Annotated in this window: 9 protein-coding genes; 6 read left to right on the top strand and 3 right to left on the bottom strand. The window is 73.2% G+C overall.

Annotated elements, in window-relative coordinates; all coding sequences use genetic code 11:
• Positions 1 to 7: 7 nt before the first annotated feature.
• The 6 genes from IH45_RS0122235 to IH45_RS0122210 all read left to right on the top strand — a co-directional run bounded on the left by IH45_RS0122235 (position 8) and on the right by IH45_RS0122210 (position 8593).
• Positions 8 to 3136, top strand: coding sequence for a non-ribosomal peptide synthetase (locus IH45_RS0122235; protein ID WP_050515069.1), 3129 nt, complete (start codon positions 8 to 10; stop codon positions 3134 to 3136).
• A 57-nt stretch (positions 3137 to 3193) separates the two neighbouring features.
• Positions 3194 to 4201 (top strand): TauD/TfdA family dioxygenase, encoded by a 1008-nt coding sequence (locus IH45_RS0122230; protein WP_030671051.1) that lies wholly within the window; start codon positions 3194 to 3196, stop codon positions 4199 to 4201.
• The gene (gene sbnB, locus IH45_RS0122225) at positions 4198 to 5331 is read left to right on the top strand and encodes a 2,3-diaminopropionate biosynthesis protein SbnB (RefSeq protein ID WP_030671048.1); all 1134 of its coding nucleotides are present in this window, start codon (positions 4198 to 4200) and stop codon (positions 5329 to 5331) included. Before IH45_RS0122230 ends, sbnB begins: the two co-directional genes overlap by 4 nt.
• 78 nt (positions 5332 to 5409) lie before the next feature.
• A complete protein-coding gene (gene sbnA / locus IH45_RS0122220) occupies positions 5410 to 6408 on the top strand; it encodes a 2,3-diaminopropionate biosynthesis protein SbnA (RefSeq protein WP_030671045.1) in 999 nt (332 codons plus the stop codon).
• Positions 6409 to 6568: 160 nt separating this feature from the next.
• A complete protein-coding gene (locus IH45_RS0122215; RefSeq protein WP_030671042.1) occupies positions 6569 to 7660 on the top strand; it encodes a glutamate--cysteine ligase 2 in 1092 nt (363 codons plus the stop codon).
• A gap of 90 nt (positions 7661 to 7750) precedes the next feature.
• On the top strand, positions 7751 to 8593 hold the full coding sequence (locus IH45_RS0122210) for an SDR family NAD(P)-dependent oxidoreductase (RefSeq protein ID WP_050515068.1): 843 nt from the start codon (positions 7751 to 7753) through the stop codon (positions 8591 to 8593).
• Between the two features lie 101 nt (positions 8594 to 8694).
• On the opposite strand, the gene IH45_RS0122205 is transcribed toward IH45_RS0122210, so the two are convergent.
• The 3 genes from IH45_RS0122205 to IH45_RS0122195 all read right to left on the bottom strand — a co-directional run.
• Positions 8695 to 8934: a chaplin gene (locus IH45_RS0122205; protein ID WP_030671036.1), complete on the bottom strand. Its 240-nt coding sequence runs from the start codon at positions 8932 to 8934 to the stop codon at positions 8695 to 8697.
• 249 nt (positions 8935 to 9183) lie between these two features.
• Positions 9184 to 11922 carry a M4 family metallopeptidase gene (locus IH45_RS0122200; RefSeq protein WP_030671033.1) on the bottom strand — a complete coding sequence of 913 codons (2739 nt, stop codon included), beginning with the start codon at positions 11920 to 11922 and terminating at the stop codon, positions 9184 to 9186.
• Between the two features lie 266 nt (positions 11923 to 12188).
• Positions 12189 to 15576 (bottom strand): ATP-binding protein (locus tag IH45_RS0122195; protein WP_030671030.1); only part of this gene is annotated, 3388 nt, incomplete at its 5' end.

The raw sequence follows: 15576 nt of genomic DNA, 5'->3' as shown, positions 1-15576 counted from the left end.
CCCCACGATGGCCAGGTCAGCAGCAGAAGCCGACCGCGAGTTCTGGCGTGGCGTGCTCGGCGGCGGTGGCTTCACCGCCATCCCGCGGTGGACCCGCGACCCCGTACCGGGCCTGGCCGAGCACGAGGCCACGATCCCCGGCGACACCCTGGCGGCCCTGCGACGCGTCGCGGACGAACTGGCGGTGCCGCTCCGCTCCGTACTGCTGGCCGCACACGTCAAGGTGCTCGCCGCGCTGACCGGCGAACGCGCGGTCACCATCGGCTATGCCGCGACGGCGGGCGGCCGGCCGCTCCCGTGCCGCCTGACGGCCGCCCCCGGCACCTGGCGGGCGCTGGTGCTGCACACCCGCCGGGCCGAATCCCGGCTGCTGGCCCACCAGGACGCGCCCGTCGAGGACCTGGAACGTCAACTGGGCCTGGCAGAACCGCTCTACGAGACGGTCTTCGACCCGCACGACACCGGCGACGGCCTCGCCCCGACCACCGTCCTCGCGATCACCACGGCCCCGCATCCGGACCGCCTGACCTTACGGCTGCGCCACCGCACCGACGCGCTCGACGCGGAGTGCGCCGCCCGCATCGCCGGCTACCACCTGACCGCCCTCGCCCTGATCGCCGCCGATCCGTACGCCGAACACGACCGGCAGAGCCTGCTCTCCGCCGGTGAACTCCACCATCAGCTCGAAGAGCTCGCCGGACCCCGCAGGGCACTCCCGGACCACCGCGCGCACGAGATCTTCGAACAGCGGGTGGCGGCGCACCCCGACGCCGTCGCCGCCGTCCACGGCGATCAGCACTGGACGTACGGCGAACTCAACGCCCGCGCCAACCGGATCGGCCGGGCCCTGCTGGCACGGGGCCTGCGCCGCGAGGGAGTCGTCGCGGTGGTCACCGAACGCACCCTGGACTGGATGGCAGCCGTCCTCGCCGTCCTCAAGGCCGGTGGCGTCTACCTGCCCATCGAGCCGCATTTCCCCGCCGACCGCATCGCGACCACCCTCACCCGGGCCGGCTGCGGCCTCGTCCTCACCGAACGCGGCAGCACGGCCACCCTCGACGCGGCCCTGAAGACCTTGCCCGAGGTCCGGTGCCTGCCCGTGGACACGGCCTACACGGAAGACCACCCCGGCCACGACCTCGGCCTCCGCGTCACGCCCGGACAGCTCGCCTACATCTACTTCACCTCCGGCTCCACCGGCGAGCCCAAGGGCGCGATGTGCGAGCACGCGGGCCTGGTCAACCACCTCTACGCCAAGATCGACGACCTGGAGATCGGCCCGGGCCAGGTGGTCGCCCAGACCGCGCCCCAGTGCTTCGACATCTCGCTGTGGCAGCTGGTCGCCGCGCTCCTCGTCGGCGGCCGCACCCTCCTGATCGAGCAGGAGGCCGTCCTGGACGTCCCCCGCTTCGTCGACCGCCTCGCCGACGGCCGGGTCCGCGTCCTCCAGGTCGTACCGTCGTACCTGGAAGCCGTCCTGTCCTACCTGGAACAGCACCCCCGCGAGCTGCCCGACCTGGCGTACGTGTCCGCGACCGGCGAGGCCCTCAAGCCCGAGCTGGCGCAGCGCTGGTTCGCCGCCCGGCCCGGCGTCGCCCTGGTCAACGCGTACGGGCTGACGGAGACCTCGGACGACACCAACCACGAGGTCATGCGCCGCGCACCGGACGGGCCCCGCGTCCCGCTCGGCCCGCCGGTCGGCAATGTGCGCCAGTACGTCGTGGACGAACACCTCGCGCCGGTCCCGCTCGGCGCGCCCGGCGCGATCGTCTTCTCCGGCGTGTGCGTGGGCCGCGGCTACGTCAACGACCCCGAACGCACCCGCGCCTGCTTCGGCACCGACCCCCACCGGCCGGGCCAGCGGCTCTACCAGGGCGGCGACTTCGGACGCTGGCGGCCCGACGGGAAGCTGGAGTTCCTCGGCCGCCGTGACACCCAGGTCAAGGTCCGCGGCTTCCGCGTCGAGACCGGCGAGGTCGAGAACGCGCTGCTGCGGGCGCCCGGCGTCCGCGACGCCGCCGTGGTCGTCAGCGAACGGGCCGGACAGGCCGCCCGCCTGGTGGCCTTCTACAGCGGTCCGAGGTCCCTCGGCGCCGACACCCTGCGCGGCCGCCTGGCACGGTCGCTGCCCGCGTACATGGTCCCTTCGGCCTTCCACTGGCGCGGCGACGGACTGCCGCTGACCGCCAACAGCAAGACCGACCGCAAGGCCCTGACCGCGCTCGCCGCCGAACTGGACGCCACCGACGACCACCGCCGTACGCTGCGCACACCGACCGAACGGCGGCTCGCCGCCGCGTGGGCCGCGGTCCTCGGCATCCCCCAGGACCGCGTCGACCGCCGGGACCACTTCTTCGACCGGGGCGGCACCTCGCTCGCGGCGGTGAAACTGGCGATCCTCCTGGACCGCGCGGTCACCCTCAAGGACGTCACCCGGCACCCGGTCCTCACCGACCTGGCGGGTTTGCTCGACCGCAGGTCAGGGGCGGTTACGGAGACGGGTACGCAGCTGCTGCGCCCGCTGTCCGCACCGGAGGCCGCCCACGCGGGCGCCCTGGTGTGCTTCCCCTGGGCGGGCGGCGACACGGCGGCTTTCCAGCCGCTGGCCGAGGCGCTGCGGGGGAGCGGGTGGCAGGTGCACGGGGCCGAGCTGCCGGGGCGGGAGCCGCCCGGGGCCGGACCGACGGCCGCCACGGAACGCGTCGGTCACCTCGTCGCCGAGCTGACCCGGCTGGCCCCGGCCGGGCTCCTGCTGTGGGGGCACGGCCCGGGGGCCGCGTACGCCGTGGAGGCGGCCAGGCAACTGGAGGACCGCGGGAAACACGCCCGGCGGCTGTTCATCGGCGCGCACCTGCCCGATGACGTCCACACCCCGCCCGTACCGCCCGCGGCGAAGCTGACCACACCGGTCACCGTCGTCGTCGCGGCCGACGACCCGAGCACGGCCCGGTTCCGGCACCGGTACCGCGCCTGGGAGCTGCTGGCCGAGCACGTCGAGCTGTACGCACTGCCGGCGGGCGGCCCCGGCTTCCCGCTCACCAGGCCGGACGACACGGCACGGGCGGTGCTGAGCGCCGCCGGAACCGCGGGCGCCCTCCTGGGCGGTACACGGACTTCGCAGCCGGGCCGCCCGTAACCACCGCAACCAGACCACCCGTAAGTACCGCCTGTACGACCGAAAGGACGACCACCCATGCCACCCTCACCCGCCACCACACCACCCGTCGACGTCAGCCTCGTCCCCGGCACGCCCCCGGTCCTCCTGGCCGAACCCACCGGCGACGCGGCGAGCTGGGCCGCCGGCTACCGGGAGACCCTGCGGGCCCTCGCAGTCGAGCACGGCTGCGTCCTGGTCCGCGGCCTCGGACTGCGGGACGCCGACCAGACCACCGCCGTCTTCCGGCACCTGGCCACCGGACTGCTGACCGAGCGGGAAGCCTTCGCGCCGCGCAGTGAGTACGCCGACGGCGTGTACTCCTCCGCCAAGTGGCCGCCGTACCAGCCGATGTGCATGCACCACGAGCTCAGCTACACCCTCGCGGCCCCCGGCCTGCTGCTCTTCGCGTGCCTCGGCGCGCCGGACAGCGGCGGCGCCACCGCGGTCGCCGACGCGTCGGCCGTCCTCGACGCGCTGCCCGCCGAGCTGACCGCACGCTTCGAGGCCGAGGGCTGGCTGCTCACCCGGACCTACAACGACGAGATCGGGGCCACCCTCACCGAGGCGTTCGGCACCGACGACCGCCGTGCCGTCGAGCGTTACTGCCGCGGCCACGCCATCGAGTACGCCTGGCAGCCGGACGGCTCCCTGCGCACCCGGCAGCGGCGCGGCGCGGTGCTGTGCCACCCGGTCACCGGCCGCCGCTGCTGGTTCAACCAGATCGCCTTCCTCAACGAATGGACGATGGACCCTGAGGTGCGCGAGTACCTGATGGACGTGTACGGCGCCGACGCGCTCCCGTTCAACACCCGTTACGGCGGCGGCGACCCGATCGGCGAGGACGTCGTACGGCTGCTCAACTCCGTCTACGAGGCCCACACCGCGCGCGAACCGTGGCAGGCGGGCGACCTGATGCTCGTCGACAACGTCCGTACGGCACACAGCAGGGAGCCGTACGAAGGCCCGCGCGAAGTCCTCGTCGGCATGACCGACGCGGTGCACCTCACGGCCGGCGCGCCCACGGGGGAGGCGATGGCCTCATGACCAGCACGCATTCCACCGGGACCGACACCGGGACCGACACCGGGACCGACACCGCGGCGCGGAAGGCGCCCGGCACCCCGGAGGGGCCGCACTCGGTGCCGCCGTTCGCGGTGATCCCCGGTGCGCAGGTGCAGCAGGTCCTGCAGGGCCGCGAGCGGCAGCTCGTCCGCCTGGTCGAGGGCACCTACCGGCTGCACGGCGACGGCCGCACGCTCAACCCGCCGTCCTACTTCCTGCGCTTCCCCGACCGCCCGGACTCCCGGATCATCGCCCTGCCGGCCTCGCTCGGCGGACCGCACCCGGTGGACGGCCTGAAGTGGATCTCCAGCTTCCCGCGGAACGTGGCGGCGGGCATCCCGCGCGCCTCGGCCGTGCTGATCCTCAACGATCCGGCCACCGGCTACCCGTACGCCTGCCTGGAGAGTTCGATCATCAGCGCCACCAGGACGGCGGCCTCGGCGGCAGCGGCGGCCGACCGGCTCAGCCGCGGCCGGCCGCGCCCGCTGCGCGTCGGATTCTTCGGCACCGGCCTGATCGCCCGCTACATCCACACCTTCCTGGCCGCCACCGGCCGGCGGTTCGAGGCGACCGGAATCTACGACGTGTCCGCCGACAGCGCGGCCGGCTTCCGCACCTACCTCGAACAGCACGCGGAAGCACACCCGGCGCCGCCCTCCGGCCGCATCACCCTCCACACCGACCCCGAACGGCTGATCCGCACCAGCGATCTCGTCGTCTTCGCGACCGTCGCCGCCCGGCCGCACATCACCGACCCGGCCTGGTTCGCGCACCACCCGCTGGTGCTGCACATCTCGCTGCGCGACCTGGCGCCCGAGATCGTGCTCGACTCGGCCAACTTCGTCGACGACGTGGAGCACTGCCTGAAGGCCGACACCTCACCGCACCTCGCCGAACAGCGCACCGGAACCCGGGACTTCATCGACGGGACGCTGGCCGACGTGCTGGCCGGGCGGGTGCGCGTACCGGAGGACCGGACCGTTATCTTCTCGCCCTTCGGGCTCGGGGTGCTCGACCTCGCCGTCGGCGGCTTCGTCCACGGCGAAGTGGCCCGCTCCGGCGAACTGAACGTCATCGACGACTTCTTCCGGGACCTGCGCCGGTACGGATGAACGCGCCGCCGGCGCGGACGGGCCGACCACCTCGGCCCGTATGAACGACTGCGTGCACGGCAGAACGAGGGGGACCTAGTGCCAGTCATATCCATGCCGCTGGACTTCAACGAGGAGGACCTCTACGTCGACCTGCGGGCGACGTTCGGGCATCCGCTCTTCCTGAAATGCGAGGGCTTCAATTTCGCGGGCTCGATCAAACTGAAAGCCGCCACGGAAATGGTGGCGGCCGCCGAACGCGACGGGGTGCTCACGCCCGGAGCCACCCTGGTGGAATCCTCGTCCGGAAACCTGGGGGTGGCGCTGAGCATCATCGCGGCCAGCAAGGGCTACGGATTCCTGTGCGTGACCGACGCCCGCTGCAATCTGTCGGCCCGGCGGACCATGGAGGCGCTGGGCAGCCGGGTACACGTGATCACCGAGCCGGACGCCCAAGCGGGCTTCCTCGGCGCGCGCATCGCCTACGTGCGCAACCTGACCGCCTCGGACGACCGCTACGTCTGGCTGAACCAGTTCGCCAACCCGGACAACTGGAAGGCGCACTACCGCCGGACGGCGCCCGCGATCGCCCGCCAGTTCCCGCAGCTGGACGTGCTGTTCGTGGGCGCGGGCACCACCGGCACCCTCATGGGCTGCGCCCGGTACTTCCGCAGGTGGCACCGGCCGGTGCGGGTCATCGCGGTGGACAGCGCAGGCTCGGTCTCCTTCGGCGGCGCCCCGGGCCGCCGGATGATCCCGGGGCTGGGCACCAGCGTCCCGCCGCAGCTGCTCGACGCGTCGTACGTGGACGAGGTGATCCGCGTGGAGGAGACGGACACCATCCGCGCCTGCCACCGCCTGGCCGGCCGCGGCTTCCTCTTCGGCGGCTCCACCGGCACCGTCGTCAGCGGCGCCGCGGACTGGCTCGCCCGCCACCGCCCGCACCGCCTCACCGCCGTCGCGATCGCCCCCGACCTCGGCGAACGCTATCTCGACACGGTCTACCGGCCCACCTGGCTGCAGGACTGTTACGGCGACGACCTGCACGGCGAGGGCCCGCTCGCCTCGGACCGGCTGACCGGCATGCGCTCGGCGTGATCCGCGCCCGCCGTCGCCGCCCGCCCCGGCCGGAGGTCCGTCCACCGGCCGGGAACGGTGCCGGGCGATTCGCTCCCGGGGACGGACAAGAGCGTGAGCCGCCCCGGCGGGGGTACGTGAGCGGTTCCGAAGGCCCGGATGCCGAGAAAGGGTGGACGACGTGCGCAGTGTGGGTGTGGAGGAGGAACTGCTGCTGGTGGATGCCCGTACGGGGCTGCCGCGCGCCCTGTCGGCGGCGGTCCTCGCGGCGGCGTCGAGGGACCCGCAGGGCAACGAGGAGGTCTTCGAGAGCGAGCTGCACCGGCAGCAGCTGGAATTCGCCACCCGGCCCCAGACGGACATGGGCGACCTCGACAAGGAGATCCGGCGCTGGCGGGCGGAGGCGGCGCGCCACGCCGAAGGGCTGGACGCGGCGGTCGCGGCCCTGGCCACCTCACCGCTGGAGGTGAGCCCGTCCATCGGCACCGGCGAACGCCACCAGTGGCTCGCGCAGCACTTCGGCCTCACCGCCCAGGAGCAGCTGACCTGCGGCTGCCACATCCACGTGGCGGTCGACTCGGACGAGGAGGGCGTGGCCGTACTGGACCGGATGCGCCCCTGGCTGTCCGTCCTGCTCGCGATGAGCGCGAACTCACCCTTCTGGCAGGGCGAGGACACCGCCTACAGCAGCTACCGCAACCGGGTCTGGGGGCGGTGGCCGTCGGCCGGGCCGGTCGAGGTGTTCGGGTCGGCCGACCGGTACCACGAGCAGGTACGCGACATGACGGCCAGCGGCGTACTGAAGGACGCGGGCATGGTCTACTTCGACGCCCGCCTGTCCCACACGTACCCCACCGTGGAGGTACGGGTCGCCGACGTGTGCCTGGACCCGTCCACCACGGTGCTGCTGGCGACCCTGATCCGCGGACTGGTGGAGACGGCGGCACGGCAGTGGCGCGACGGGGTCCCGCCCACCCGGCACGCGGTGGCGCTGCTGCGCCTGGCGGCCTGGCGGGCCGCCCGCTCCGGCCTGGACGGCGAGCTGATCCACCCCGTCACGATGCGGCCGGCCCCGGCCGAGGCCGTCGTACGGGCCCTGTTCGACCACGTACGCGACGCCCTGGAGGACAGCGGCGACATCCTGCCCGCGCAGGAGGCCCTGGCCGCCCTCCTGAAGACGGGCAACGGCGCCCACGTACAGCGGCAACTGCTGCGCCGCACCGGCAGCCTCCAGGGCGTGGTCACCGAATGCGTACGCCGCACGCTCGACTGAGACGGACGGGCCGCCCGCCCCCTCCCCGCCCTCCGGTTCTGCCGCGACAATCCCCGCACCCGACGCGACGAGGCAGTGACCGGAGGGAAGATGGACCAGTTCCGGAACAAGGTCGCAGTGATCACCGGTGCCGCGAGCGGAATCGGACGCGGTATGGCCGAGACGTTCGCCGACGCGGGAATGCGCGTGGTGCTGAGCGATGTGGAGGAGGCGGTCCTCCATTCCACGACGGACGCCCTGCGCGCCGGGGGCGCCGACGTCCACGCCGTGGTCACCGACGTATCGGTGGCGGCGGACGTCACCGTGCTCGCCGAATCCACCCTGCGGGAATTCGGCGCCGTACACGTCCTGTGCAACAACGCGGGAATCTTCACCGGCAGCCGCCCGAGCTGGGAGAGCACGCTCGACGACTGGGCATGGATCCTCGGCGTGAACCTGATGGGCGTCGTCCACGGAATCCGCGCCTTCCTGCCCGTCATGATCGAACAGAACGAGGACGCGCACATCGTCAACACCGCGTCGATGGCGGGCCTGCTGCCCGGCGGCTCCCTCTACGGCGCGACGAAGACGGCCGTGGTCGCCCTGTCCGAAACCCTCCACTTCGAACTGCTCAAGGGCGACCTCAGACCCCGCGTCTCCGTGCTCTGCCCCGGCCTGGTGGACACCCGCATCCATGACTCCGCCCGCAACCGCCCGCCCCGCTACCCCGACGCGGGCCCGACCCCGGACCACTGGTCCACCGAGGCGGCCCGCCAAGCCTTCCGGAAACACGGCCTGCCGCCGCGAACCGTCGGCGACCAGGTCCTCCAGGCGATCCGCGAACAGCGCTTCTACGTCCTGACCCACCCGGAATACGCGAAGCATGTGGAACATCGCGCGCGACAGATCACGGCGGGGGAGAATCCCACGCTGCTGCCGCCTTTGGGGACGTGACGCCGGCACATCGGGACAACGAAAGGTGCGGAGCAGCCATGCAGCTGCTCCGCACCGGGAATCACGCGCCGCGCCGTCAATGGCGCGTCAGGGTGTCGACGTCAGTCGTTGACGCAGGTGTTGCCGAACGCCGGGTTCAGCAGGCCGACGACGTTGATGCTGTTCCCGCAGACGTTGACCGGTACGTGGACCGGGACCTGCACGGTGTTGCCGGACACCACGCCCGGTGAGTTGAGCGCCGCGCCCTGGGCGCCGGAGTCGGCAGCCGCGAGGCCCGCTCCGCCCAGGAGGATGGCGCAGGTTCCCACGGCGGCAGCGGCAGTCTTCTTGACACGCGACATGGAATGTTGCTCCTCGGAATCTGAGATATCTGGACAGGCGGCCTGACAGGGGCCATGGGGTGCCCGCTGTCCCGGCTGGTGGGCCGCCGTGTCCAATCAACCGGATACCGGTGCCGTCTGTTGCGGGACACGGAAGGTGTTCACTCTATTTAGGGTGTATCGAATCAGCGTATTAATTCCACTGGTCCGGGCGGACGCCGGGCCGCTTCCGGCGCTTTCGCGGAACCGGCCCGGCGTCCCTCCCGTTGCTCAGCCGCAGCGTCCGGCCGGCCGCGTCCGCGTGACCAGGTCGGTGTAGCCGGTCGTGCCGTCCACCCACACCACCTGCCGGCCGCCGGGCATCGCGGGCCACCCCTGCTGGCCGCGGTTGCAGGAGACCCGGCCCCGCTGTTTCCCGTCGGCCGAGAACTGCCAGAGCTTGAACAGCGACTCGTTGGTGTACACGATGTTCGGCGACCAGGTGGCGACGGTCACCGCCTCGTCCGTGGCCACGATGTCGTAGCCGCTGAGCGCGTCCGGCCCCTCGGCGGGACTGAGGTCGGTGACCCCCGTACCGTCCAGGTCGGCGCGGCGCAGCGCCGCGCGGTCCGATTCGCCGCCCGCGGGCACCAGCCAGAAGACGTGCTGCCCGGTGACCGCGGTCGCCCCGATGTCCGCGGGGGTCCCGAGCTGGCCCATCCGGGTGTGCCGGCCCGTCTTCAGGTCCAGCGTCTCGACGCCGAACACCCGGTCGTTGCCGGTGCCGCGGATGGTGCTGTACGCGATCCGGCCGTGGCTGATGGAGGGGTTCCCGGTCCGCACGCCCTGCTCGTCGGTGACACTCACCGCGGTCGGGTCGCTCAGCCGTACGTACCGTACGTTCTGCCCGCCCGGCCGGGGCCGCGACTCGAACACCACCACGTCGCCCTCGACCCGCACGTTGTCGGAACCGCGCCGGCCCGACCACAGCTTCTTGATCGGCCCGCCCGCGAGCGGCCGCGCGAGGATGTCCACGGTCCTGCGGTTGTACGCCTGCCAGACCACCGTCTTGCCGTCGGTCGCCGGGTGCACGTGGAAGCGGCCGTCGTTGGGGCTCATCAGCTTGAGCGCGCCGGTGCCGTCCGCCCGCCCGGCCCATATCGAGTACGGCTCGGTGCCGTCGTCGTTGGACTTGGCCGCGGCCCACCAGCCGCCGCCGGCGCCGGTGGCCGAGCCGTCCGTGTTGACCCGGCCCAGGAGCGGGTCGGAGTCGACGCCCAGCGCCAGCTCCCAGCCGGGCACGATGCCGTGTGCGTTGAACGCCCGCTCCGCGGCGCGCAGTTGGGCGTCCGTGGCGTGCAGGTCGCGGGCGGCGGCGAGGACGGCGGCGCGGCCCTCGGTGAAGCCGTCCAGCGGGGTGAGGTACTCGGTCAGCGCCTTGTAGACGATCTTGTCGGCGAGGGTCTTGCCGAGATCCTCGCGCAGGTCCCACAGGGCGCCGGAGAAGATCGTGGAGTTCAGGTGGACGCCGCCGTTGTCCTCGGAGAACGACACGCCGAGGAAGGACTTGGCGGTGGTCCGACCGTCGTTGAGGTCGCGGATCGCGCATTCGCGCGCGGGCTTGGTCCGGCACAGTGTCTCGCCCAGCAGCCCGGAGTCGGGGCTGTTCATGGGGATGCCGTAGGTGTCGTTCTCGATGGCGTTGCCGAAGTAGTCGGCGATGCCCTCGTTCAGCGCGCCGGACTGGCCCGCGTAGACGAGGTTGGCGGAGTGCTCCACGACGCCGTGGGTCATCTCGTGCCCGACCACGTCCAGGCCGGCGGAGAGCGCGCGGTACTCCGCGTCGCCGCCGCCGTAGACCATCTTGGAGCCGTCCCAGAAGGCGTTGATGTACGGCTGCCCGAACTGCGTGACGCCGACGAGCGAGTTGACGGCCATGCCCCGGCCGTCCAGGCTGTCGCGGCCGTGCCGTTCGCGGTAGTAGTCGTAGACCTTGCCGGCCGCCCAGTGCGCGTCGACCGCGCCCGCCTCGGTGGCCTCCGGACCGAAGGCCGGGGTGGGCGACCCGAACTCCTGGATGTCGTACGGCCAGGACGGGGTGACCTCGCTGACGTCCTTGCCGCGCGCGTCCCACGTGGACAGCGTGTTCTTGCTGGTGCCCGCCATCCGGGTGTCATCGCGCAGCACGTAGGCCTTGCGCGACTCCTCGTACACCACGGGGAGTTCGACGGTCTTGCCGTCGTACTTGACGCCGGAGCCCTGGATGCCCTTCACCCCGGCCGCCGCACGGGCACTACGTGACCGGGCGTCCCCGGCCCGCGGCGCGCCGGCCGCCGTGCCGGCGGCCGGGGGCCGGAACGTCTTGATCCCGCTGTACTGGAGCACCGGGTACCCGGCCCGCGCGTCCACGTAGACCTCGTGCAGCACCGGCTCGCCGGTGACCGGATGCGTGCCCCGGACGGTCACGTGCCGGGCGAGCACGCCCGCGCCCCGCGGGATCACGACCAGCCCGCGTGAGGTGCCGGTCAGTGTCGGCGCATCCGTGCGGGGGAGGCGCTTGTTCAGGAGCCGGTCGGTGGTCGCGTCGACCGCCCGCTCGACCGCCAGCGCCTCGTCCACCTCGGGTTCCACGTCGGTCTTCAGCCCGGTGAAGTACTTGCCGGAGGTGCCGGTGACGACCCGCTCGCCGCCCTGGTGCTCCATCCGCACCACGTACTGCCCGCCCAGGACGTCCACGCCCCGGTGCTTCTGCTGGAGCCGGACGACCTCATGGGTGCCCGAGTCCACCGTCTGTACGGGCCGCAGGTCGCGTGCCGGAGCGGCGATGTGGTAGCGGCCCTCTTTCGCCGCGAGGTGGCCGCGCGCCGCGTCCGCCGGGCTGCCGGTGGCCCTGGCCGGTTCCCGGATGCCCTCCACCAGGGCCGGGGTGGCGGTGCGCTGGCCCGGCACCACTTGGCCGGGGCCGGGCGGCGGGCCGGCGGGTGCCGCGCCGGCCGGTACCGCCGAAGCCAGCAGTGCGGCGACGCCCAGAAGCGCCGCCGCACCCGTCAGGCTTCCGCGGACCCCGGCCGCCGCACGCGACCCGCCCGGCCCGCCGGGTCTTCCGCCCCTCGCTCTCCCGTCCCGCGCTCTTCGCTCACGCAAGGTGACCCCTCCCGCCTTCTGCCACATGCCTGGCAGCCGTCACTGACACGGACAGGCATATGCAAGCGGCACCGGTTCACCACCACAACGAATCCGGCAAGTCGATGGACGACTTCCGGACGGCCGCACTGCGGCGCCTGACAGCGGCAGGGTCAGCCGGAGATCGCGGTCTCCGTGACCTGCCGGCCCAGGAGGTCGTGCAGCAGGGTGGTGGCGGGGAGGGCGGGGTGGAGGTAGACGCGTTCACGGCGGTGTTCGATGACGGCGAGCATCTTGCGGAGGGTGGCCGCGGCGTCGTCGCGGCGGCCGACGTGGTGCTGGGCCTGGGCGAGCAGGCCGAGGTGCAGGGGCAGGCGCAAGTGCGAGCGGGAGGGGCGGAGTTCGGCGATCGAGGTGTGCATCAGGTCGAGGCCCGCGTCCGCGCGGCCCAGGTGGGCCAGGGACCAGCCCTCGGTGAGGCGCAGCATCGCCTTCCAGTACAGGAGCCCGTGCTCCTCCGCCACCCGCGCGCCCTCGGAGCCGGAGGCCCGCGCCGTGTCGGGGTCGCCTTCCCAGGCGGCCAGGACCGCGTCGACGTACAGGGCGAAGCACCGGTCGGAGGGCCTGCTCTCGTACGCGGTCAAGGCCTGTAACTGGCGGCGGCGCCCGAGGGCGGTGTCCCGGTCGCCCAGGATCCAGTGGGTGAAGGCGTCGTAGGAGCGGCAGGAGACGCGCGGGTCGTGCTGGAAGGTGCGGGCCAGGCTGCGGCCCTCCCGGGCGAAACGGTCCGCCAGCCCGACGCTGCGCTCCAGTTCCGCGAGCGCCTCCGGCAGCCGGCCGCGTACGTGCAGCGCCACGCCCTTGCCGTACGCCGCGCCGAGCTGGGCCACCGGGTGCCGGGTGCGGCCCCCGATGTCCCGCAGCAGCCGGGCGAACCGCCCGGACTCGTCGTAGCGGCCGGTGACCAGGAACGCCGCGCACAGCGCCCACAGCACCGACGGGTCCTCGGGCGCGTGGGTGATCGCCCCGAGAGCACGGCCCCGGCTGAGCGCCGCCTCCGCCTCCGCGTCCCCGTAACCGCGCACGGTGGCCAGCAGCTGGCCGAGCTGGACGTACAGGCGCTGCTCCAGCGAGCGGGCCGACGCGTCGTCGCGCGGCAGCAGCCCGGCCAGGTGGACGGCGCGCCGCAGCCACGTCTCGACCTTCTCGTACGCCAGCTGCTGTTCGGCCTGCTCGGCGGCGCGCAGCAGCCGGGGGAGGGCCTGCCGGGCCGGCAGCGCGTCCTGCGCGTGCCAGGTGTGGTGGGCCAGCCGCTCGTACTCGTCGTCGCCCACCTGCCCTCCGCGCGCGCACAGCGCACCGGCCACCCGGGCGTGCAGCTGCTGGCGTTCGTTGCGCGCGAGTACGTCGACGAGCGTTTCGCGGACCAGGGCGTGTACGAAGTGCAGCCGCCCGGGATGGTGCGGGTCCTCGCCCAGCAGGCCCGCCCGGATCGCCGTCTCCAGGGCCGGGGCGACCGGTTCGTCCTCGGTGGCGGTGCGGTGCAGCAGGTCCGTGTCGATCTCGGTGCCGATGACCGCGCACAGCCGCAGCACCCGCAGGGCGGGTTCCGGCAGCCCGGCGAAGCGCTGGCGCAGCGCCTCGCGCACCCCGGTCGGAATCTGCGCCAGCAGGACGTCGGTGGCGTCCGCGTCGTGCAGGCGCCGCACGTCGCCGAGGAGGGAGAGGAGCTGCATGACGAAGTACGGATTGCCCTTGCTGCGCTCGTGCAGCACCTCGATCACGTCGTCGCCCACCCCGTACCCGGCCCGGGACTCCACGAGAGCGGCGACGGCGCTGCGGGGCAGCCCGCCGAGCCGCAGCGATTCGGTGCGGGGGCTGCGCAGGACCTCGGCCAGGATCCGGCGGATCGAGGCGTCGGAGTCGCCCTCGAAGTCCCGGGCGGTCAGCACGATGCTGATCCGCTGCCCCTGGCGGCGGGTGCCGAGCAGCCGCAGCAGGTCCAGGGACGCGGCGTCGGCCCAGTGCAGGTCCTCCAGGAGCAGCACCAGCGGGCGTTCGGCGGCCAGCGTGAGCAGCACCTCGCACACCGCGTCGTGGGTGAGGAACCGTGCCTGCGCCCAGTCGTCCTCGTGGTCCTGCCCGCCAGGGCCCGCCGACTGCTCCGGCATCAGCGGGGCGAGCAGCGATCCGAAGGGCGCGGTCGCGCTGCGGAAGGCGTCCGGCCGGGTGGAGCACAGGCGTCGCAGCACCTGCGTCCACAGCCAGTACGGCGGTACGCCCTCGCCCGGGAAGCAGTGGCTCCACACCACTTCGAGCGCGTCGCCGTCCTCCAGCGCGGGCGCCAGCTCCATCAGCAGACGCGTCTTGCCGACTCCGGCGGCGCCCAGGACGCAGGCCACGTGGCCCTCGCCGGTGACGGCGCCGGCCGCGGCGGTGACCAGGCGGTACAGCTCCTGGTCGCGCCCGATGAACGGCCAGGGAGCCGTCGTGTCCTCGGCAGCCGAGCTGCCGTCCGGGGCGGACGCCGCCCGGACCGGCGCGGCCCTGCCGGCCCCGCGCACGCGCCGCGCGCCCGCAGCCCGCGCGCCCCGGGCCGGCCCCGTCACCGCCGTACCCCGGTCCGCAACTCCCCCGCCCCGAGCCGGACTTTGTGCGGCTGCGGCCCGCACCGGCGCCGCCGCGGCTTCCTGCGTACGCGCGGACGGGTCGGCAGGGGCCAGGGAGGCCTCCGCGGCCGGGGGAGCGGCCGGAGCAGCAGCGGGGACAACGCCGTTCGCCGGGCCGTGGTCGTCCAGCTCCTGGCGGAGGATGGCGGTGTGCACCCGCTGGAGTTCGGCGGCAGTGTCCACACCGAACTCCTCCACCAGATGGGAGCGCGTCCGCTCGTACACCTCCAGCGCCTCCGCCTGCCGTCCGAGGCGGGACAGCGCCGTCATCAGGTGGCCGACCAGACGCTCGCGGGTCGGGTGATGACGTACCTCCAGGCCCAGTTCGGCTGCCACCTCCTCGGGTGCGCCGAGCGTGAGCCGGGCCTCCGCACAGGCCTCCAGCGCGGTGAGCCGCACCTGTTCCAGGCGGGCGGTCTCGTCGGAGAGCGGCGGCTGGGCGCCGAACTCCGTGTACGGAGAGCCCTGCCACAGCTCCAGCGCCTCGGTGAGCCGGTCGCGGGCGCCGCGCGGATCACGCCGGTCCAGGAGCTGCCGCCCGTCGGCGACCATCCGCTCGAAGCGGTACGCGTCGACCTGCTCCGGGGCGAGCTGGAGCACGTACCCGGGCGCCTGGTAGCGCAGGACGGACGAGGCGCCCTGGCCCGCTGCCGGGGCGAGCACCCGGCGCAGGTGGGACAGGTGGCTCTGCAAGGTGGCGACGGGGTGCCGCGGAGGGTCTTCGTGCCACAGCTCCTCGATGAGCAGTTCGGTGGGGACGACTCTGCCAAGTCGTATGAGCAGCAGGGCGAGCAGCGCCCGCCGTCTGGGCGGGCCGAGGGGCAGGTCCTCCCCGTCGAGCCGTGCCGACATCGGGCCGAGGACGCGCAGTACGGGCCCGGGGAGGGCGGCG

The sequence above is a fragment of the Streptomyces rimosus subsp. rimosus genome, from assembly GCF_000720725.1.
GTDB classification, from domain to species: domain Bacteria; phylum Actinomycetota; class Actinomycetes; order Streptomycetales; family Streptomycetaceae; genus Streptomyces; species Streptomyces rimosus_A.
This window is presented reverse-complemented; position numbering and strand designations above follow the sequence as displayed.

What these genes read in the sequence shown, in the direction of transcription:
- IH45_RS0122235 (WP_050515069.1), top strand. Translation starts at nt 8, where the DNA reads ATGGCCAGGTCAGCAGCAGAAGCCGACCGCGAGTTCTGGCGTGGCGTG.
- IH45_RS0122230 (WP_030671051.1), top strand. Translation starts at nt 3,194, where the DNA reads ATGCCACCCTCACCCGCCACCACACCACCCGTCGACGTCAGCCTCGTC.
- sbnB (WP_030671048.1), top strand. Translation starts at nt 4,198, where the DNA reads ATGACCAGCACGCATTCCACCGGGACCGACACCGGGACCGACACCGGG.
- IH45_RS0122210 (WP_050515068.1), top strand. Translation starts at nt 7,751, where the DNA reads ATGGACCAGTTCCGGAACAAGGTCGCAGTGATCACCGGTGCCGCGAGC.
- IH45_RS0122205 (WP_030671036.1), bottom strand. Translation starts at nt 8,934, where the DNA reads ATGTCGCGTGTCAAGAAGACTGCCGCTGCCGCCGTGGGAACCTGCGCC.